The 18717-nt window shown below is 57.4% G+C and carries 18 protein-coding genes and 1 tRNA gene; 10 read left to right on the top strand and 9 right to left on the bottom strand.

Annotated features, from left to right (window positions below; genetic code table 11):
- Position 1: 1 nt before the first annotated feature.
- Positions 2 to 1549 (bottom strand): arylsulfatase, encoded by a 1548-nt coding sequence (locus QVZ43_RS07965; RefSeq protein WP_420890895.1) that lies wholly within the window; start codon positions 1547 to 1549, stop codon positions 2 to 4.
- A 115-nt stretch (positions 1550 to 1664) separates the two neighbouring features.
- On the opposite strand from QVZ43_RS07965, the gene QVZ43_RS07970 reads away from it, so the two are divergent.
- The 5 genes from QVZ43_RS07970 to QVZ43_RS07990 all read left to right on the top strand — a co-directional run bounded on the left by QVZ43_RS07970 (position 1665) and on the right by QVZ43_RS07990 (position 6774).
- Positions 1665 to 2360 carry a Crp/Fnr family transcriptional regulator gene (locus tag QVZ43_RS07970; RefSeq protein WP_302909503.1) on the top strand — a complete coding sequence of 232 codons (696 nt, stop codon included), beginning with the start codon at positions 1665 to 1667 and terminating at the stop codon, positions 2358 to 2360.
- A 119-nt stretch (positions 2361 to 2479) separates the two neighbouring features.
- A complete protein-coding gene (locus QVZ43_RS07975; protein WP_302909504.1) occupies positions 2480 to 3484 on the top strand; it encodes an alpha/beta hydrolase in 1005 nt (334 codons plus the stop codon).
- Positions 3481 to 4857 (top strand): WS/DGAT/MGAT family O-acyltransferase, encoded by a 1377-nt coding sequence (locus tag QVZ43_RS07980; protein WP_302909505.1) that lies wholly within the window; start codon positions 3481 to 3483, stop codon positions 4855 to 4857. The genes QVZ43_RS07975 and QVZ43_RS07980 overlap by 4 nt, the downstream gene beginning before the upstream one ends.
- Positions 4858 to 5111: 254 nt before the next feature.
- A complete protein-coding gene (locus tag QVZ43_RS07985; protein ID WP_302909506.1) occupies positions 5112 to 6401 on the top strand; it encodes a PQQ-dependent sugar dehydrogenase in 1290 nt (429 codons plus the stop codon).
- A gap of 61 nt (positions 6402 to 6462) precedes the next feature.
- Positions 6463 to 6774: a c-type cytochrome gene (locus tag QVZ43_RS07990; RefSeq protein ID WP_302909507.1), complete on the top strand. Its 312-nt coding sequence runs from the start codon at positions 6463 to 6465 to the stop codon at positions 6772 to 6774.
- Between the two features lie 24 nt (positions 6775 to 6798).
- Here QVZ43_RS07990 and QVZ43_RS07995 read toward each other — a convergent pair whose 3' ends face one another.
- The 8 genes from QVZ43_RS07995 to QVZ43_RS08030 all read right to left on the bottom strand — a co-directional run bounded on the left by QVZ43_RS07995 (position 6799) and on the right by QVZ43_RS08030 (position 12751).
- Entirely contained in the window at positions 6799 to 8577 is a 1779-nt protein-coding gene (locus tag QVZ43_RS07995; protein WP_302909508.1) for an alpha/beta hydrolase family protein, read from the bottom strand.
- A gap of 58 nt (positions 8578 to 8635) precedes the next feature.
- Positions 8636 to 9790, bottom strand: a complete 1155-nt coding sequence (gene pqqE / locus QVZ43_RS08000) for a pyrroloquinoline quinone biosynthesis protein PqqE (RefSeq protein ID WP_302909509.1) — start codon at positions 9788 to 9790, stop codon at positions 8636 to 8638.
- Positions 9787 to 10059: a pyrroloquinoline quinone biosynthesis peptide chaperone PqqD gene (gene pqqD / locus QVZ43_RS08005; protein WP_302909661.1), complete on the bottom strand. Its 273-nt coding sequence runs from the start codon at positions 10057 to 10059 to the stop codon at positions 9787 to 9789. Before pqqD ends, pqqE begins: the two co-directional genes overlap by 4 nt.
- 8 nt (positions 10060 to 10067) lie before the next feature.
- Positions 10068 to 10799, bottom strand: coding sequence for a pyrroloquinoline-quinone synthase PqqC (pqqC, locus tag QVZ43_RS08010; protein ID WP_302909510.1), 732 nt, complete (start codon positions 10797 to 10799; stop codon positions 10068 to 10070).
- Positions 10796 to 11725, bottom strand: coding sequence for a pyrroloquinoline quinone biosynthesis protein PqqB (pqqB, locus tag QVZ43_RS08015; RefSeq protein ID WP_223795357.1), 930 nt, complete (start codon positions 11723 to 11725; stop codon positions 10796 to 10798). Before pqqB ends, pqqC begins: the two co-directional genes overlap by 4 nt.
- 60 nt (positions 11726 to 11785) lie before the next feature.
- Positions 11786 to 11857, bottom strand: a complete 72-nt coding sequence (pqqA, locus tag QVZ43_RS08020; protein WP_007153157.1) for a pyrroloquinoline quinone precursor peptide PqqA — start codon at positions 11855 to 11857, stop codon at positions 11786 to 11788.
- A gap of 187 nt (positions 11858 to 12044) precedes the next feature.
- Positions 12045 to 12121, bottom strand: a tRNA-Arg gene (locus tag QVZ43_RS08025).
- Positions 12122 to 12211: 90 nt separating this feature from the next.
- A complete protein-coding gene (locus QVZ43_RS08030; RefSeq protein WP_302909511.1) occupies positions 12212 to 12751 on the bottom strand; it encodes a YaeQ family protein in 540 nt (179 codons plus the stop codon).
- Between the two features lie 320 nt (positions 12752 to 13071).
- On the opposite strand from QVZ43_RS08030, the gene QVZ43_RS08035 reads away from it, so the two are divergent.
- From QVZ43_RS08035 to QVZ43_RS08055, 5 genes are all read left to right on the top strand, one after another.
- A complete protein-coding gene (locus QVZ43_RS08035; protein ID WP_223795786.1) occupies positions 13072 to 14634 on the top strand; it encodes an ABC transporter substrate-binding protein in 1563 nt (520 codons plus the stop codon).
- Positions 14635 to 14708: 74 nt separating this feature from the next.
- Positions 14709 to 15758 carry an ABC transporter permease gene (locus tag QVZ43_RS08040; RefSeq protein ID WP_223795787.1) on the top strand — a complete coding sequence of 350 codons (1050 nt, stop codon included), beginning with the start codon at positions 14709 to 14711 and terminating at the stop codon, positions 15756 to 15758.
- Entirely contained in the window at positions 15755 to 16687 is a 933-nt protein-coding gene (locus QVZ43_RS08045; RefSeq protein WP_223795788.1) for an ABC transporter permease, read from the top strand. The genes QVZ43_RS08040 and QVZ43_RS08045 overlap by 4 nt, the downstream gene beginning before the upstream one ends.
- Positions 16688 to 16691: 4 nt before the next feature.
- A complete protein-coding gene (locus QVZ43_RS08050) occupies positions 16692 to 17690 on the top strand; it encodes an ABC transporter ATP-binding protein (RefSeq protein ID WP_223795789.1) in 999 nt (332 codons plus the stop codon).
- Positions 17687 to 18706: an ABC transporter ATP-binding protein gene (locus tag QVZ43_RS08055; RefSeq protein WP_223795790.1), complete on the top strand. Its 1020-nt coding sequence runs from the start codon at positions 17687 to 17689 to the stop codon at positions 18704 to 18706. The genes QVZ43_RS08050 and QVZ43_RS08055 overlap by 4 nt, the downstream gene beginning before the upstream one ends.
- Positions 18707 to 18717 lie beyond the last annotated feature (11 nt).

The following is an 18717-nucleotide window of genomic DNA, read 5'->3' on the forward strand; positions in this document are numbered from 1 at the left end:
ACTAGTCGTAGCTCAGGTACTGCTCCATGATCTGGTCAATCGTGAAGGTGGCCGGTCGCTGTCTGGGCGGGTATTCCTTGAAGGTCTCCAGGAACTGCTTGACCCGGATGACGCCCGGAATGGCCCGGGCCTGCAGTTTGCGGTCCAGCCAACGTTCATAGACATTGGAATTCTGGTCAGCACGCTCGTACGGATCCTGCCGCAGGTTGAAGATCTTCGGAATTCTCAGTTTCACAAACGGATTACGCCAGACTTCAAAGGTTTTTGCCCGCTGCTCGGCAAACACCAGTTTCCAGTCGCCATCACGCAGGCCAATAATGTCACCGTCATCGCTGGCATAGATGAATTGATCCCGAGGGCCTTCCTCGGCTTCGCCGGTCAGGTAGGGCAGGAAGTTGTGGCCATCCAGGTGCACGTTGAAGGATTTGCCCGCAGCGTTATGCCCGTCCAGCAGCTTCTGCTTGATGTTGGGTTCGCCTGCGGCGGCCATCAGTGTCGGCACCCAGTCCAGGTGGGCCATAATGTCGTTGGAGACGGTATTGGCCTCGATCTTTCCAGGCCAACGAACGAAGGCCGGCACCCGGAAGCCCCCTTCCCAGTTGGTGTTTTTCTCGCCGCGGAACGGCGTGATGCCCGCATCCGGCCACTGGTTGAAGTGAACGCCGTTGTCGGTGGTATAGAGAACAATCGTGTTGTCGGTGATGCCAAGTTCATCGAGTTTGTTCAGCAACTCACCCACATGGTTGTCGTGTTCAACCATACCGTCGTTGTAGAAGCCCTGGCCGGACAGCCCTTTGGTTTCGTCCTTGATATGGGTGTAGTAGTGCATGCGGGTGGAATTGAACCAGGCAAAGAACGGCTTTTCCTCGGCATGGGCCCGATCGATGAAACTCAGCGTGGCTTGCAGGAATTCCTCGTCGATGGTTTCCATGCGCTGGGTATTCAGAGGCCCGAGATCCTCAATCTTGCCGTCGGCGCTGCTGCGGATAACACCACGGGGGGTGACCAGCTTGGTGATCTGGGGATCGTCCGGCCAGGCGGGATCTTCCGGTGCTTCTTCGGCATTCAGGTGATAGAGATTACCGAAGAACTCGTCAAAGCCGTGGTTGGTCGGAAGGAATTCATCCCGGTCGCCGAGATGGTTTTTGCCAAACTGCCCGGACACGTAACCCAGCGGCTTGAGCAGTTCGGCCAGGGTGGGGTCCTCGGGCTGAATGCCAATTGGCGCACCCGGTACGCCGACCTTGGTGAGGCCGGTGCGGATGGGGTGCTGGCCGGTAATGAACGCTGACCGGCCGGCCGTGCAGCTCTGCTCGCCGTAATAGTCAGTAAACATCATGCCTTCATTACCGAGGCGATCAATATTCGGGGTTTTGTAGCCCATCAGGCCGTGGCTGTATTTGCTGATATTGGTGATACCGATATCATCCCCCATAATGACGAGGATGTTCGGCCGTTCGGCGGCCTGAAGGGCGTGAGACAGCATCGCGGTCACAAAGACTGTGAGGCTTGTCAGCAGTCGGGTCAGGCCGGTTCGCTTGTTGTTCATCTTGTTCTCCCGTGTAAACCTTGCTGGTGGAGTCCGGGCCGAGTCATTGGTGTCGGCTTGCTGTAGTCTACGGCGGGAGTGAAGAGAAACACCGTTAATAGAATAACAATTATCCATGTCTGAAACGTCGCAAATACTGTCCCGCTGTGCCCTCTTCGCTGGTTTTCCCCCGGAAGGTCTGGAAGAGGCAGCCAGCCTATGCACTTACAAAAGCTTCCATGAAGAACAGGCGCTGTATATCAAAGGCGCCAGTGGTAAGGCTCTGACCGTGATCGTTTCGGGTTCGGTTCGGGTAACGTCCACGCTGCCCTCCGGACGCGAATCCATACTGACCATCGTGGGGGCGGGCAACTGGTTGGGTGATGCGGTTTTTTGTTCTCTACCGGCCAGGGTCTATGGGGCGATAGCCCATGAACCTGTGGAGGTTCTGGAGTTTTCCGAGGCGCAGGTTCATAGACTGTTGGCCACCTACCCGCAGGCTTACCCGGTGATTGTGGATCAGTTAGCACGACGGATGTGTGCCGCCATGATGATCATCGAGGATGACACTGCCCGCAGTATTCCGGTGCGGGTGGGGCGTCGGCTTTTGTTTCTGCAAATTTTCCAGGGCGACGGCAAAATCACCGAGCAGCCGATGCGACTGCGGTTAACCCGTGAACAGGTGGGCAACATGGTCGGGCTGACCCGGCAGGCCGCTCAGAAAGCCATACGTGTGTTTGAGCAAGAGAATCTGGTGAGTCTGGAATACGGCACCATCACCTTGACTAACCCAGCCCGCTTTGAAACGTTTCTGACCGGTCTCGATGAATAGCCCTATCCTGCAAGTGTTCGCCCGGTGGCGTAAGAAGACAAAAAAAGGGCATGGGAAGAAACCTGACCCGTAATTATTTTCTTCATGATTGGATCAATTGGTAATTGTTCGGATCATGGATGGTGAATAAAGAAACTTGGTCAACACGCTATGCCCGCCCTGAACTGCATCTTGGCTTCAGGTCCCGTTGCGTTCTCGTCTGTCTGCGCTGGATTGTAAGACCTTTACTCGCCTTTGTTATCAGGGGAGGAGAGCGCCGGGTCGCGAAAGCGCAGCTGAATCTTGCGGCCCGTTTTCCGCGCAACGGTCAACTTGCCAACTTCGACTACCAGATCTTAGGCGATAACGAGCGGGCGGTGCCGGGGCATATCCTTGGCGAGCCCTTCGCTCCATCGGATAAGCCGGTTCTTCTGTGGCTGCATGGTGGAGCCTTTGTTCTTCCAGCCCTGCCTGATGGCCATCTCACCTTTGTCCAGCGCCTGTGCCGTTCGCTCGATGCCGACGCTTTTGTTCCGGACTATCGGCTTGCACCGGCCAACCCGTATCCGGCAGGGCTGGACGATTGTGAACGGGCCTACCGGTTCCTGCTGAATGCCGGCATCGATCCCCAGCGCATCGTGATTGGCGGTGAGTCGGCCGGCGGAAATCTGCTTGTCGCCCTTCTTTTTAGAATTCGAAAGGCTGGGCTGCCCATGCCTGCGTGTGCCGTGCCTGTGTCGCCGGTTCTGGATCTTGCGCGGCTGCATGGTGCGGCTTCCCGCTCAGTCTACGCCCGTACGGATGCAATGCTGCCCCTGGCCGACCTTGCCCGGGCGCGCGACTGGTACGTCGGTGAGGCTGACGCCTCGTGCCCGGAAATTTCGCCGCTCATGGGCGAATGCAAGGGGCTGCCCCCGCTTTTGATTTTCTCCGGTAGTTCCGAACTCCTGGCGGATGACAGTGCGCTGTTGGCGCGTAAGGCCAGCGCCGCTGGTGTGGAGGTGGAACTCGCACAGTGGCCCGGCATGCCTCACGCCTTTCCGCTTCTGGAGGATTGGATGCCGGAGGCGAGGCAAGCGCGGGATGACATGACAGCGTTCATCAAACAACACCTCACTGATAACAGAAACACAGAGATAACATGACGTACAAACGACTCTCCCCAATGGATTCCGCTTTTGTTCAGCTGGAAAGCCCTTCTGCCCCCATGCACGTGGCTGGCCTCATGGTGTTCGAGCGTCCGGCGAAAGCAGGCGAGCAGTTCGTCCGAAAACTGGTCGATGATTGGCGCAGTGAGACCCGCATCTGCGCCCCGTGGAACCAGAAGCTGCGCTCGCCGTCACGGTGGCAATTGGCACCGGTCATGGAGGAAACCTTTGATCCTGACCTTGAATACCATGTGCGTCATCTGTCGCTGCCGAAACCCGGTGGTGAAAGAGAGCTCGGACAAATGGTCGCCCGCCTTCACAGCCAGCCCATGGACATGCGCAAGCCGCTCTGGGAGTGTTATTTCATCGATGGCCTTGAAGGCAGGCGTTTTGCCATTTACGTCAAGTTTCATCATGCGCTGGTTGATGGCATCAGCGCGTCCAACCTGCTGATGAGGGGGTTGTCGGAAAGCGCTACGGACCATCGGATGCCTCCCTTCTGGGTTCATCCGGCGCCCGAAAAGCCCTTTCAGATGAGCGCAGCCCGGGGGGTTCCCTCTACCCAGGCCCTGTTGGGGACCGCCGGTAAGCTGTATCGTCTGTTCAGTAGTGACGACCGACTGACGACGCTTCGTTCTGCACCAAAGACGGCCATCAACGGCGCCATCAGCGCCCAGCGGCGATTCGCGACCCAGGCCTTCGAGCTTGACCGGCTAAAGACTGTCGCCAGCCGCGCAGGGGTTACTCTGAACGACGTCATGGTTACCCTGGTTGGGGGGACCCTGCGCGATTACCTCAAAGAAAAAACGGCGCTGCCAGAAACAAGCCTGACCGCCGCGATTCCCATGTCCCTGCGTTCGGAAGGCGATCAGAGTATTGGTAACTCGGTGGGCATGATTTACAGCATGATCGGCACCAACATTGCCGATCCGGTGTTGCGGCTGAAAAAGGTCAGTGAGTCCACCAGCATTGCCAAGGAGCAAATCCTTGGCCTTGAACCACAAATGAGGACGCCATACTCGATCCTGAGCATGTTGCCGTCGATTGCCTCTATGATGACCGGTGCGGCCAAACACGTTGCGCCGATGTTCAATACGGTCGTCTCCAATGTGCCGGGAGGCAAGAAAGAAAAGTATCTTCGGGGTGCGCGCCTGCTACATCTCTATCCTGCCAACATTGTTTTCCCGGGATTGGCAGTAAGCTTTACCTGTTACAGTCATGCCGGTTTCCTGAATGTCGGGATTATTGCCTGCAGAGATACGCTGCCGCAGATGCAGCGCCTGGCAACCGGGCTGGAGGATGCCTTGAGCGAACTGGAACGCGAGCTGGGGATCAGCCCTGCCTTGCAGTCCGTAGACGAGGCCGGGTGAGTTGCCCGCAGATTTTTGCGAGCAGGTTACCTGGTTCAGCGTTTATTGAGAGTGTTGAACGGTTGTAATCCACAAAAGAGCCCGCTAGTTAGCGGGCTCTTTTTTTTCCTGACATATGGCCTGCCAGAAAGGGTTCGAGCCTCTGACTCCCTGCCTCGGGAGGGATAAGGGCAAACTTGACTAAATTTTGACCAGACCTAATCTGTTTATGAGATGTATTTCATAAACACAAGAACAATACGGATGGTTCAAGAATGATGAAAAAATCCTCTTACATACGTTATGTGAGTGCCGTCGCGGCCTCGTCGGTATTGCTGGGGTTGCCGATCAGCTTGCAGGCCCAACCGGCCCAAATCAATCAAACTGTTTTCATGGATGGCCTCGACAAGCCCTGGGATATGGCCTTCCTGTCCGATGGAACCATGTTTGTTACGGAGAAGTGTAAAGGCCTCTCGGTCCGACTACCGGATGGTACGGTCAATAATCTGCTTGGCATGGGCGGCACCGAAGGCTATTCCATGACCGCCGACGATCTGTTCTGTCACGGACAAGCGGGCATGAATGGTGTGGCTCTGGATCCGGATTTCGACAGCAACCGGACTGTTTTCGTTTATTCCGCCTCCCGCATGGGTGACGACCCTGCGACGAACCGAGTGTTACGACTGACCGTCAGCGATGATTTTTCCAGTGTCTCGGACCGCACAGACATTGTGGAGAACATTCCCTATAAGCAGGCTCCTACAGATCACCCCTTCGGTGATGCAGGAGCTCATAATGGAGGCCGCATCCGCTTTAATCCGGGTGATGGTTTTCTCTACGTGACCACCGGTGACAATCACAACAGCAGCCTGCCGCAATTCGGAGACAACCTAGGCTCCAAGGTCCTGCGCATTGATCGTGATGGCAAGGCAGCCCCGACGAACGCTGACGCGTTACCGGATGGATTCGATGCCCGCACCTACACCTACGGCCACCGCAACGTTCAGGGCATCGCCTTTCATCCGAAAAGTCATCAGCCCATTATCACCGAACATGGCCCATGGCATACCGATGAAGTAAATGCCCTGGTGCCCGGTGGTAACAGTGGATGGGACCCCCGGCCTAATATGGCAGGACGTGGCGATTGTCCGGACAACTACTGCGGCTATGAGCCAAACCAGAATGACGGCATGGACCCTAACGAAAGAAGGAAATACATGCCGATGACCGATTACGAAACCTACCCGGATGCCATGAAGCCACTGTGGACCAATAACAATTATTCTCAGGGCATCAGCAGTGCGGCGTTCCTGGAGGGTGAGCAGTGGGGTGACTGGAACGGTCGTCTGGTGGTCAGTTTCCTGGGCATTGGTTTCGGTGACACGCCTGTAGGCCAGCGTATTAATGTCATCAACCTGGTGCCAGAGGGGCCGGAAATCGTGGATAACACAGAGATGCCTCTGTCAGCCGGACCGGCCCGTTTCCGTGGCTTGGTGATGGGACCGGATGGTTCTCTCTATGTCGCCACGGATGAAGGTCAGATTCATCGGTTTACCGCCGAGTAAAAACGGCCGACCGCACTGCCACAGGGCAGTGCGGTTTCCACCAGACAATTGAGGACAACCTGTGCTGCGTATTCTGATGTGTGCGATAACCATCGCTCTGACCTCCACTGCCCTGCAGGCGGCGGATCTGGAGGCGGGTAAAAAACTGTTTGCGAATAATTGTGCCCAGTGCCACGGTCCCAAAGCCCAGGGCATGGCGAGTTTTCCATCCCTGGCGGGACGTGATGCGAGTTACCTTCAATCCCGTCTCGAAACCTATCGCGCTGGTGAGAGGGTGGGGGCAAACTCCAGTCTGATGATTCCGAATGCGCGAAATTTGAGTGATGAAGATATAGCCAACCTTTCAGGCTTCATCTCCCAGATTGGTAAGTAGGCAAGCCTCCCGACGAGCGCGTAATCAGCGTTGCAGGCACTGTCGGTAAAATACGGCCAGTTGAGTCAGCATATCCGCCTGATTCGACGCCTTTCGAAAGCCGTGCCCCTCATCGGGATACACCTGTACGAACGACTCCCGGCCGTTTGCACGTATCGCCGTTGCCATACGATGAGTCTGTTCGGGAACCACAATGGCATCCTGTCCACCCTGGAAAAAAGCCATGGGTTGCTGGATGCGGTCAGCCTGCATCAGGGGCGAACGCTCCCTCCATCGATCCGGCACTTCCTCGAAGGAACCGAGCAGCCAGTCCAGATAGCCCGATTCAAAACGATGGGTCATTGCCCGCAAGCGTTCGGGGTCACTGACTCCGAACTGACTCACTCCGGCGGTGAAATAAGCTGATGAGACCAGGGCCATGAGTGCCGTGTAGCCGCCCGAGCTGCGCCCTTGCATAAAGGCGGCCTGAGCGCTGGCCTTACCCTCACTGACAAGGTGTCTGGCGGCGCACTCGATATCCTGAACATCGAGAACACCCCACTGGCCAGCCAGGCACAGCCGAAAGTCGCGCCCAAAACCGGAACTGCCCCGATAGTTCACCTCGGCAACGGCAAAACCCTGATGACAGAGAAACTGAACCTGCGGATTCAGCACGGGGCAGATCATGGCGGTGGGCCCTCCGTGCGCGATCATGACCAACGGGGCGTTATCCGTTTGTCCAGACTGCGACCGCACAGGTGGGTAGTAAAATCCACTCACGACAAACGCTGTTTCCTCACTCTCCGGAAGCCGGAATGGCTCTGGCGATGAAAGGACAACCTCATCAAATGGTTTCTCGCCGCCAGCCAGCACATGGATCTGGCCGGTTTCCATATCCACAGAAAGGACAGCGTCCAGCCGGTCCGATGACCGCGCAATGCAGTAGGCCCTGTCTCCTTGCCGTGTCAGGCATCGGAAATCAACATAGGACGTACCCAGTTGCTGCGGCAAAGCGTCCCTATCGGGCTGCCACCACAGTCCGCCAATACCACTGAGGTACCGCACCCGCAGCCATCCGCCCTCTGGCAGCGGCAAATGCTGGCATTCACCCAGTTGCCAGGGTGCGCTCGCCTGGTCGGCCTGGGTGTCGTCAAGACAACGCCAGCTCCGGTTCTCATCCATTTGCCAGGGCTGCCACCAGCCCAGATGATCCGATAGTACGTACAGGGTTTCGCCCACGAATACCGGTTGCTGCACGCAGGCGCGAGTTGGAGACTGGAAGGGCATGACTGGCCTGGCGTCCACAAGCATGCCATCGTCATCGACACGGGCCAGCCACAGCACCGACGAAACCCACGGCATATCCGGTAAATGCCAACTGATCCAGGCCAGTTGCCGGCCGCTGTCGGATACCGCAGGCGCACTGTAGAAGTCCTCACCTTGATGCAGCGTTTCCAGCTTCCCCTGACGAATAGCGACCAGTTGCTGGCCGTCGGCATCTTCCCGCACGGCGAGCAGCCGCTCCCGGTGCCGATCCCACACCAGGCCGCCGAAGCAGGCACTGGCGTCATCGGTCACTGCGCTGACAATACCGGTCTCGGGCATGATGTCGTAAATCTGCTGGCTGGATGACTCTATGGCGAATAGCCGATCCGGGGCCGCGCATAAGGCGCCACCACCATAGCCGTTCACCTGGCTTCGGACGCCCAGGGTATCAGGCAGTAAGGGGACAGAGCCCTCGCCAGACTCGGCCAGGGTGTGAATCAGATTGAGGCCGGAGGCAGGGTCGGATTCGAGCCAGAAGACACCGGCTTGCGAGGCCACAAGCTCGCTACGCTGTATCAATCCGGCAGCGGCCTGTTCGGCGGTCAGTTGCGGGATATCAGCTCCGGAAGAAAAGCCGGGAGTTCTCGGTGTTGCGATAGGTCAAATCCTCCAGCCCCGCGGTGGCATGATCGGCAGCGCGTCGGGCCGCCAGAACACGATCATGGTGCGGTGATTTACTGCACACGGGGTCTGCATTGTCCGCGTTGCCCGTGAGCAGATAGGCCTGACACCGACAACCGCCGAAATCCTTGTCTTTTTCGTCGCAGGATCGACAGGGCTCCGGCATCCAGCTGTCGCCACGGTAATGGTTGAAACCGGGGCTGTCGTACCAGATCGTCCGCAGATCGGTCTCGCAGACATTGGGAAAGTCGATCGGCAGCATTCGCGCACTGTGGCATGGCAGCGCGGTGCCATCAGGCGCGACGGTCAGGAACAGGCTTCCCCAGCCGTTCATGCAGGCCTTTGGGCGCTCTTCGTAGTAGTCAGGGGTGACAAAGATCAGTTTCATCCGGGAGCCCGAGGCTGCCAGCCGTTCCCGGTAGGATTTCACGGTTGCTTCTGCGGTCACCAGCTGTGCCTTTGAGGGCATCAGTCCCTCCCGGTTTCTGAAGGCCCAGCCATAATACTGACAGGTGGCCAACTCAACGTAGTCTGCGTCCAGGCGGGTGCAGAGATCGATGATGTCATTCATCTGATGGATGTTATGGCGGTGAATGACAAAATTCAGCACCATCGGGTAGCCGGCCTCCTTCACGGCCCGGGCCATGGCCAGCTTCTGCTCGAACGCTTTTCGTGAACCCGCCAATGCGTTGTTCAGCTCGGAATCAGACGCCTGAAAACTGACTTGTATATGATCCAGCCCGGCTTCCAGGAAAGCCTTTACCTTGGCTTGGGTGAGGCCAATGCCGGAGGTGATCAGATTGCTGTAATACCCCAGGTGGCGGGCCTCTCCAATCAGTTCAGCAAGATCCTGACGGACCAGTGGCTCGCCCCCGGAAAAGCCGAGCTGCGCGGCCCCCATCTCGCGTCCCTGCCGCAGCACACTCGTCCACTGTTCGGTACTGAGTTCTTTCTGGGAGTTGGCGAAATCCAATGGGTTCGAGCAATAGGGACACTGCAAAGGGCAACGGTAAGTGAGCTCTGCCAGCAACCAGAGCGGCGGCCCGACCTCCGTTGAACGATGTTCTGGCGTTATTTCCCAGTCTGTCATATCAGATCAATCCAGTCGTTCTCCCGGGCCTCCCCAAGAAAGCCCATCACATCATCAGACAGCGGCCCCGCATCCGGGTAGCGTTCCTCCAGGCGTTGGACCATTTCAGCGACGGAACGTTCGCCATCCACTTCACTCAGTATGGCTCCCGCACTGCCGTTGAGCCGCACCATCCCCTCCGGATAAAGCAGCACATAAGCGTTCTGCGCCGGCTCCCATTGAAAGCGGAAACCGACTCTGAACCGAGGCACAAGGTGCGGTTTGATCATGTCGTCCATTACACCCCCCGGTGCCAGACAGGCTGGTCGGTGACGGTATGATAGGGTGGCGTGCCGTGGCGATAGGCCATGGTCAGGGCGTCCAGAATCGTCCACAGGATGTCCAGTTTGAACTGAAGTATTTCCAGCGCCCGCTCCTGTTGATCGGCCGTCGTAAAGTAGTCCAGTGTGATCGCAAGTCCATGCTCAACATCCCGACGGGCCTCGGACAGTCGCTTTCTGAAATAGGAATAGCCTTCGGTTTTGATCCAGGGGTAATGGGTGGGCCAGCTGTCCAGGCGAGACTGGTGAATTTCCGGCGCGAACAGCTCTGTCAGCGAGGAGCAGGCAGCTTCCTGCCAGGTCGCACGACGGGCAAAATTCAGGTAGGCATCGACCGCAAACCGGACGCCGGGCAATACGTGACGCTGGTCGACGACCTCCTCGCGGCTTAGCCCTACTGACTCGGCCAGGCTCAGCCAGGCTTCGATGCCACCTTCGTCTTCATCATGGCCGTCATGATCCAGCACCCGCTGAAGCCATAACCGACGCACCGATGCGTCCGGACAATTGGCCATGATCGCGGCATCCTTGCGCGGAATATTCACCTGATAATAGTAACGGTTGGCTACCCAGCCGCGAATTTCTTCCGGCGAACAATCACCGCTGTACATGGCTTGATGGAAGGGGTGATGAATATGGTAATACTTACCTTTTGCGAGAAGTGCGGCTTTAAAGTCTGCCCGATTCATTTGTGCCCCAACAGTTCAAGGTGCATCCCGTCATACGCCACCTCAATGCCGTGACTGGCCAGAATGGCGCGTTCCTTTGAAGATTCATCCAGAATTGGATTGGTGTTGTTAATGTGGATCAGGATCTTGCGTTCCGCAGACATGCCGTCCAGAACGTCAATCATTCCACCGGGGCCGCTTTGTGCCAGGTGCCCCATTTGCTGCCCGGTCCGGGTGCCCACTTCACAGCGCTGCATCTCATCATCCTGCCACACCGTGCCGTCCACCATTAGGGTATCCGCCTTATCCATCCAAGCCAGAATATTGGCGTCAGGTTTGCCGAGCCCAGGTGCGTAAAGTGCGGTCGCGCCATTGCGGGTGTCCTCGATAAACAGACCGATATTGTCTCCGGGGTGGGGATTGTTGCGTCGCGGTGAGTAAGGTGGCGCGTTGCTGAGTAACGGAATGGCCGTCAGCCGCAACGACGGCGCGCATGGGATGCTGAAAGAGGTTTGATCTGAGGATGGGATCTCATGCCAACGTGGGCCACCGTTCCAATGTCTCAGCATGTTGAAAAGAGGAAAGCCGCTGCTCAGATCTTCGTGCACCTGAGTCGTGCTCCAGACGTCCAGAGGCATGCCTTCACGGAGCATGAGCAGGCCCGTCGTGTGGTCGACCTGGCTATCAAACAGCATCACCGCACTGATGCCCGTATCGCGCACGGCCCGAGCGGGCTGCATGGCGTCGAAAGAGGCAAGCTGCGCGCGAATGTCCGGAGAGGCGTTGCAGAGAATCCAGTGCTCGCCGTCCTCACTGATGGCTATCGAGGACTGAGTACGAGCCTGAGCTTTCAACGTGCCTTTACGGAACCCATCGCAGTTGTGACAGTTGCAGTTCCATTGGGGGAAACCTCCCCCTGCAGCGGAACCAAGTACATGAATCTGCATTTGGAACACTCCGGGGAGGGGGTGGTCAGCCTGTCCGTGTACTGGCCGTTGGTTCAGGTCTCAACGATTGGCGAAATACATGGTGACTTCGAAGCCAATGCGCAGGTCTTCATAAGCTGGTTTGGTCCACATATTGGTGTCCTCTCTATTTGTTATAAAAGGGCTACTTTCATGAGACGTTGACCGATTTTTCGGCAACTCTCCAATCAGAGTAGTTGCTCTTCCGGAAACTTTGAAATGGCACTTGGAAATAAATTTGCGCTGCCTGGACACAGCCCAAAAAAAAGGCCCGCGTTTTCACGCAGGCCTTTGAAATAAATGGCCCGCCCGAGAGGATTCGAACCTCTGACCTCTGCCTCCGGAGGGCAGCGCTCTATCCAGCTGAGCTACGGGCGGGTGAAATGTAACGCGGTGCGTCAATTTCGAGTGCGCAATCTTACGTGTGGAGCGGGGCGCTGTCCAGTCCCTCTTGTGGCGGGTGGTTCCTCAGGCTGGCAATGGCTCAGGCGTAATATTCACCAGAGCGTTTTCATTGCTGATGGTCACTTCGCCATCCTGAATCGTGACCTGGAAATTCATGGTGCGCTCGGCCAGCTCCGCCAGGGCAGCGGTGTCTTCCGGGCGAAGGTTGACGATGCTCAGGTTGCTGAATCGCTCCAGTTTGTGCCGGTGCTTTTCCCACCACAGGCTCACCGCTCGTCCCCCATAGGTATATAGAAGGACCTTCTTTGCCCGGTTGCAGGCTTTGCGTAACCGGGACTCCTCCGGCAATCCGAGTTCAATCCAGAGTTCGATCTCGTCGCTCAGGCTCTTTTGCCACAGCTCCGGTTCATCGTCGGTGCTCAGCCCTTTGGTGAACTCCAGGTGTTCGCTGGCATTCAGGGCAAAAGCCAGAACCCGTGCCATCATGCGCTCGTCGGTCTCCGATGGGTGGCGGGCGATGGTCAGGTGGTGGTCCTGGTAATAGTGGCGGTCCATGTCCGCAATGTTCAGGGACGCCTTAAAGATGGTTGCTTTGAGTGCCATGCTGTTTCCGGAGCGGTCGAATTCAGGTCAGATTATCGCAGTTAGCCGGAGCAATTACCTTGAATTGATGACATCTGAAATCGTTTTTCGTGCGCGAAACCGGTCCGGGATTAAAAATTAGTCACTGTCTGCGTCGTCGGCTTGTCTCTATAACACCTTGTTTTAATGATGCTTAATTTTTGTCATTCACTTCGCGCATAGCGTAATTTTGCAATTTCGATTGCTGTAATGGTTTTCCGAGACTAGTTTTTGCGCAGTCTTTGGGCGCCGCCAGGTGCCGAAGTACCAATAAAATTCTCAAAACTGCGACGGAAAACGCGATGAAAAAACTGTTGACAGCATTTGTTGGTTCCATGGCCCTTTCGGCCGCGCCAATGGCAATGTCTGCCGAGGCGACCAAGGAACTCAAAATGGCGTATGACGCCGACCCCGTGACCCTCGATATTCATGAACAGCTCTCCGGTGGCATGCTCCAGCTGAGCCACATGACGTTCGATCCCTTGCTGCGCTGGACCAAGGATCTTGGCTTCGAGGCGCGTCTGGCCGAGAGCTGGGAGCGTGTTGATGAAACCACCATGCGCTTCAAGCTGCGTGAGGGCGTCAAGTTCCATTCCGGTAACGAGCTGACTGCTGAAGACGTGAAGTTCACCTTTGAACGTCTCAAGTCCAGCCCTGACTACAAGGCGATCTTCCGTCCGTTCACTGAAGTGCGGATTGTTGACGACCACACTTTCGAGCTGGTCACCGAGAAGCCGTACCCGCTGCTGCTGAACGCGGCGACTTACATCTTCCCGATGGATAGCGAGTTCTACAGCGGCGAAACCGAAGATGGCAAAGCCAAGGACCTGATCGACAAGAAAGGCGGTTCTTTCGCATCCCGCAACATGTCCGGCACTGGTCCGTTCGTTGTTGCCGATCGCCAGCAGGGCGTTCGCGTTGAGTTCGAGCGCTTTGACGACTACTGGGACACCGAGTCTCCGGGTAACGTTGGCAAGATCGTGCTGACGCCGATCAAAGAAAACAACACCCGTGTGTCTGCGCTGCTGTCCGGCGGTGTTGATTACATCGCGCCGGTACCGCCCACCGATCTGGACCGTATCCGCAACGACAAGAACGTGGACCTGGTCACCATGACCGGTACCCGCATCATCATGTTCCAGCTCAACCAGGAGCGTGTTGAAGCGTTCAAGAACCCGAAGGTTCGCGAGGCCATCGCCTACGCGGTTAACCAGGAAGGCATTGCCGCCAAGATCATGAAGGGTTTTGCAACCCCGGCTGCCCAGATGTCTCCGGAAGGCTACCAGGGTCACAACCCCAACCTGAAGCCGCGTTACGACATCGCCAAGGCCCAGGAGCTGATGAAAGAAGCCGGTTATGAAGATGGCTTCACCATCACCATGATGGCGCCGAACAACCGTTACGTGAACGACGACAAGATCGCTCAGGCGGTTGCCGCGATGCTGTCCCGCATCAACATCAAGGTAGACCTGAAGACTCTGCCGAAGGCCCAGTACTGGCCGGAGTTTGATGACCGTGCGGCAGACATGATGATGATCGGCTGGCACGCCGACACCGAGGATTCAGCGAACTTCTACGAGTTCCTGACTTTCTGTCCGGATTCCGAAACCGGTGCAGGCCAGTACAACGCTGGTAACTACTGCAACCCGGAACTCGACAAGCTGGTTGAAATGGCCAACGTCGAGACCGATCTGGACAAGCGTGCAGAGATGCTGCAGACCGTTGAGCAGCGCCTGTACGAAGACGCGGCCTTCATTCCGCTGCACTGGCAGGATCTTGCCTGGGCTGCGAAGAAGAACGTGAAGATCGAGCCGGTTCTCAACGTGATGAACTTCCCGTACCTGGGTGACCTCGTCATAGAGTAATCGTCTCTATGGGCAGGCCGGCTTTGGGTGACCGGAGCCGGCCTTTTGTTTTCAGTAATCTCCGGAAATAACTCATGTTAGCGTTTTTGGTTCAGCGGATTTCACAGGCGCTGCTGGTCATGTTTGTGATCAGTGTGATTGCCTTCAGCATTCAGGATAACCTGGGTGACCCGCTTCAAGAGATGGTAGGAATGTCCGTCTCCGAAGAGGAGAGGGAAAAACTCCGTGACGAACTGGGACTGAACGACCCGTTTGTGGTTCAGTACCTCCGTTTTGCCGGTAATGCCCTGCAGGGCGACCTCGGTAACTCCTACTTCTACGGCAAGCCCACCGTGGATGTCATTCTCGAGAACCTGCCGGCGACCCTGGAACTGGTCATCGGCGCAACATTGATCATCGTCCTGTTCTCGGTACCCATTGGCGTATACGCCGCCATCCGACCGCAGGCGTGGCTTTCCAAATTCTTTATGGGTGTCAGTACGGTGGGTATTTCCATTCCCGTATTCCTGACGGCCATTGTATTGATTCAACTGTTTTCCATCGGTGTCACGGTAACGCTATTCCCGGAAGACACCGGCTGGGGCAGCTGGCTGAACGGTGCTTTGTCCACCAACGGTGGCCTGCCGTCCTACGGCCGTGGTGACGAGCTGACCCATCTGTTCGGTACCTGGGAGTCCGGTTTCTTCAGCCAGGATGGTCTGCTCCACCTGTTGCTGCCGGCGATTTCCCTGGCCTCCATCATGCTGCCGCTGTTTATCCGTCTGATTCGTGCGGAGATGATGGAAGTGCTGCAGAGCGATTACATCCGCTACGCCCGTGCCAAGGGCCTGGCCGCTCCGCGTATTAATTTCCTGCATGCCCTGAAGAACACCATGCTGCCGGTCATTACCGTTGGCGGCGTACAGATCGGGATCATGGTGGCCTACACCATCCTGACCGAGACCGTGTTCCAGTGGCCGGGCGTGGGCCTGATGTTCCTCGAGGCCATTACCCGCAGTGATATTCCTCTGATCGTGGCTTACCTGATGGTGGTGGGTCTGATTTTCGTAATTACCAATACCCTGGTCGACCTGATCTACGGACTGGTAAACCCGACGGTAAAACTGACAGGTAAGAAAGCATGACGACGGCGACTCTTTCCCGCTGGGATCGCTTTCGCGACTCCTTTTTCTGGTACAGCTTCAAACGCGACAAGGTGGCGATTGCCAGCTTCCTGGTTCTGATGCTGATGGTGTTTGCGGCGGTGTTTGCACCGTTGCTGGCACCGACCGATCCGTACGATCTGACCCAGATCGATATCATGAACTCCGAACTGCCACCGGTTGGCCTCTCGGGCTCTGACGCAGCCTTCCCGCTGGGCACCGACGCCCAGGGGCGTGACCTGCTGTCCACCATCCTGTACGGCACCCGGGTGTCCCTGATGATCGGCTTCGGTGCCGTTGTCCTGCAGGCTGCCCTGGGTATCCTGTTTGGCCTGCTGGCCGGTTACCTCGGTGGCCGGGTGGACGCGATCCTGATGCGCATTGCGGACGTGCAGCTGTCGTTCTCCACCCTGATGGTTGCCATCATTGTGGGTGCGGTGGTCAAGGCTACCTTCGGCAGCCTGATGTTTGGCGAAATCGCCATCTACATGCTGATCTTCATCATCGGTGTGTCTGAATGGCCGCAGATTGCCCGGACAGTGCGTGCCTCCGTGCTGGCGGAGAAGAAGAAAGAGTACGTGGATGCCGCGAAAGTCATGGGCTTTGGCACCCCGCGGATCATGTTCCGCCACATTCTGCCGAACACCCTGTCACCGATTTTTGTTATCGCCACGGTTCAGATCGCCAACGCGATTATTTCCGAGGCGGCGCTGTCATTCCTTGGCCTTGGTATGCCGGAAACCCAGCCTTCCCTGGGTTCCCTGATCAAGTCCGGCTTTGACTACATCCAGAGTGGCTCCTGGTGGATCACCCTGATCCCGGGCCTCGTGCTGGTGGTACTCGTACTGGTCATCAACCTGTTGGGTGACTGGCTGCGGGATGTCATGAATCCACGGCTGTACAAGGGGTAACGTCATGCCATTGCTGGAAGTTAAAAACCTTGATGTCCGCTTTGCGGTGCGTGGCGGCGACCTGAAGGCGCTGCGCGGTATCAGCTTCACTCTCGACAAGGGTGAGCGCCTGGGCCTGGTGGGTGAGTCCGGTGCCGGTAAATCCGTTGCTGCGTTCTCCATCCTGAACCTGATCGCCCGCCCCGGCTACATCGCCGGTGGCCAGATCCTGTTCGAAGGCAAGGACCTGGCGGCCATGAGCGAGCGGGAACTGCGCAAGATCCGTGGTAATCGCATTGCCATGATTTTCCAGGACCCGATGATGACCCTGAACCCGGTGCTGACCATCGGCACGCAGATGGTTGAGGCCATCCTGGCGCACCGGAAGATCAGCAAGAAGGCCGCGCGCGAGATTGCCCTGGAGAAACTGCGCAAGGTCTACATTCCGTCGCCGGAGAAGCGTCTGGACCAGTATCCGCACGAGCTGTCCGGCGGTATGCGCCAGCGTGTGATCATCGCCATTGCGCTGTTGCTGGATCCGGAAATCATCATCGCCGATGAGCCGACCACTGCACTGGATGTCACCATCCAGGCAGAGATCATGGACCTGCTGCTGGAACTGTGTGAGCAGGAAAACGTGGCCCTGATGCTGATTACCCACGATCTCGGTGTGGTGTCCCAGGTGACCCAGCGCATGCTGGTCATGTATTCCGGGCGCATCATCGAGCAGGGATCGACCAAGGAAATCATCAACGACGCCCAGCATCCGTATACCCAGGGGCTGATCAACGCGTTGCCGCAGATGGGCGAGCCCGGTGGCCGCCTGTTCCAGATTCCCGGCTCCATGCCATCCCTGAAGAACGTGCCCACGGGCTGTCCGTTCAACCCGCGCTGCAAATTCGCTACTGAACAGTGCAAGCGCGAAATGCCACAGTACGTGCGCTCCGGCAACGTCGATGTGGCCTGTTATGAAGTCAGCAATCTCATCGAGCAGGAGAAACGCATGCAGGAGGCCGAATCATGACCTCCCAGTCATCCACACTGGTAAACATCCAGGGTCTGGAAAAGAAGTTTGATCTGACCGGTGGCCTGCTGGAGCAGATTACCTTCAAGAACGGCAAATTCCAGCGTCGCCAGGAAGCCGTGCATGCCATCAACGGCGTCGACCTTCAGGTTCAGAAGGGTGAAGCCCTGTGCGTGGTGGGCGAGTCCGGTTGTGGTAAGTCCACCGTGGCCCGTACCGTCATGGGCCTGTTGTCCCCGACGGCTGGCGAGATTCATTACGATGGCCAGCGGATCGACAACCTGAGCGGCGACGCGGTGCTGCCGTACCGTCGCAAGATGCAGATGATCTTCCAGAATCCGTACGCGTCCCTGAACCCGCGGATGACCATCCAGAAGACCCTGGAAGAGCCGATCCGTTTCCATCATCCCGAATGGTCCGAACTGGAAGTCCGCGACAAGGTGCACGAGGTGATGCACTCCGTCGGTATCAATCCAGACTGGGGCGCCCGCTTCGGTCATGAGTTCTCCGGTGGTCAGCGCCAGCGGATCGCCATCGCCCGTGCTCTGGCCGTAGACCCTGAGTTCATCGTGGCGGACGAGCCGATCTCCGCGCTGGATGTGTCCATCCAGGCCCAGGTTCTGAACCTGCTGATGGACGCCCAGGAAAGCCGCAACCTGACCTACCTGTTCATCACCCACGATCTGGCGGTGGTTGAGCATTTCGGTACCCGTGTTGCGGTGATGTACCTGGGACGTGTGTGCGAGCTGGCGGATACCAAGACCCTGTTCAGCACCCCGCGCCATCCTTATACCCAGGCGCTGCTGTCGGCGATTCCCAAGCTGGAAGACGACCGTCCGAACCACATCCGTCTGCAGGGCGAGGTTCCGACCCCGGTCAACCTGCCGTCCGGCTGTGTGTTCCATGGTCGCTGCCCGTACGCCAACGAGCGTTGCAAGCAGGAGATTCCCCAGCTGATCGCCACCGACGGTGGTGCTCAGGTGGCTTGCCACGCGGTGGAAGAGGGCCGCCTTTAAGCGAATCGGTG

The organism is Marinobacter suaedae (genome assembly GCF_030519635.1).
GTDB lineage: Bacteria > Pseudomonadota > Gammaproteobacteria > Pseudomonadales > Oleiphilaceae > Marinobacter > Marinobacter suaedae.

Bases quoted from the DNA above. Each gene is read 5' to 3' on its own strand.
- QVZ43_RS07965 (WP_420890895.1), bottom strand. From the start codon at position 1,549: ATGAACAACAAGCGAACCGGCCTGACCCGACTGCTGACAAGCCTCACA.
- QVZ43_RS07970 (WP_302909503.1), top strand. From the start codon at position 1,665: ATGTCTGAAACGTCGCAAATACTGTCCCGCTGTGCCCTCTTCGCTGGT.
- QVZ43_RS07975 (WP_302909504.1), top strand. From the start codon at position 2,480: ATGGTGAATAAAGAAACTTGGTCAACACGCTATGCCCGCCCTGAACTG.
- QVZ43_RS07980 (WP_302909505.1), top strand. From the start codon at position 3,481: ATGACGTACAAACGACTCTCCCCAATGGATTCCGCTTTTGTTCAGCTG.
- QVZ43_RS07985 (WP_302909506.1), top strand. From the start codon at position 5,112: ATGATGAAAAAATCCTCTTACATACGTTATGTGAGTGCCGTCGCGGCC.
- pqqE (WP_302909509.1), bottom strand. From the start codon at position 9,790: ATGACAGACTGGGAAATAACGCCAGAACATCGTTCAACGGAGGTCGGG.
- pqqD (WP_302909661.1), bottom strand. From the start codon at position 10,059: ATGATCAAACCGCACCTTGTGCCTCGGTTCAGAGTCGGTTTCCGCTTT.
- pqqC (WP_302909510.1), bottom strand. From the start codon at position 10,799: ATGAATCGGGCAGACTTTAAAGCCGCACTTCTCGCAAAAGGTAAGTAT.
- pqqB (WP_223795357.1), bottom strand. From the start codon at position 11,725: ATGCAGATTCATGTACTTGGTTCCGCTGCAGGGGGAGGTTTCCCCCAA.
- QVZ43_RS08030 (WP_302909511.1), bottom strand. From the start codon at position 12,751: ATGGCACTCAAAGCAACCATCTTTAAGGCGTCCCTGAACATTGCGGAC.
- QVZ43_RS08035 (WP_223795786.1), top strand. From the start codon at position 13,072: ATGAAAAAACTGTTGACAGCATTTGTTGGTTCCATGGCCCTTTCGGCC.
- QVZ43_RS08040 (WP_223795787.1), top strand. From the start codon at position 14,709: ATGTTAGCGTTTTTGGTTCAGCGGATTTCACAGGCGCTGCTGGTCATG.
- QVZ43_RS08045 (WP_223795788.1), top strand. From the start codon at position 15,755: ATGACGACGGCGACTCTTTCCCGCTGGGATCGCTTTCGCGACTCCTTT.
- QVZ43_RS08050 (WP_223795789.1), top strand. From the start codon at position 16,692: ATGCCATTGCTGGAAGTTAAAAACCTTGATGTCCGCTTTGCGGTGCGT.
- QVZ43_RS08055 (WP_223795790.1), top strand. From the start codon at position 17,687: ATGACCTCCCAGTCATCCACACTGGTAAACATCCAGGGTCTGGAAAAG.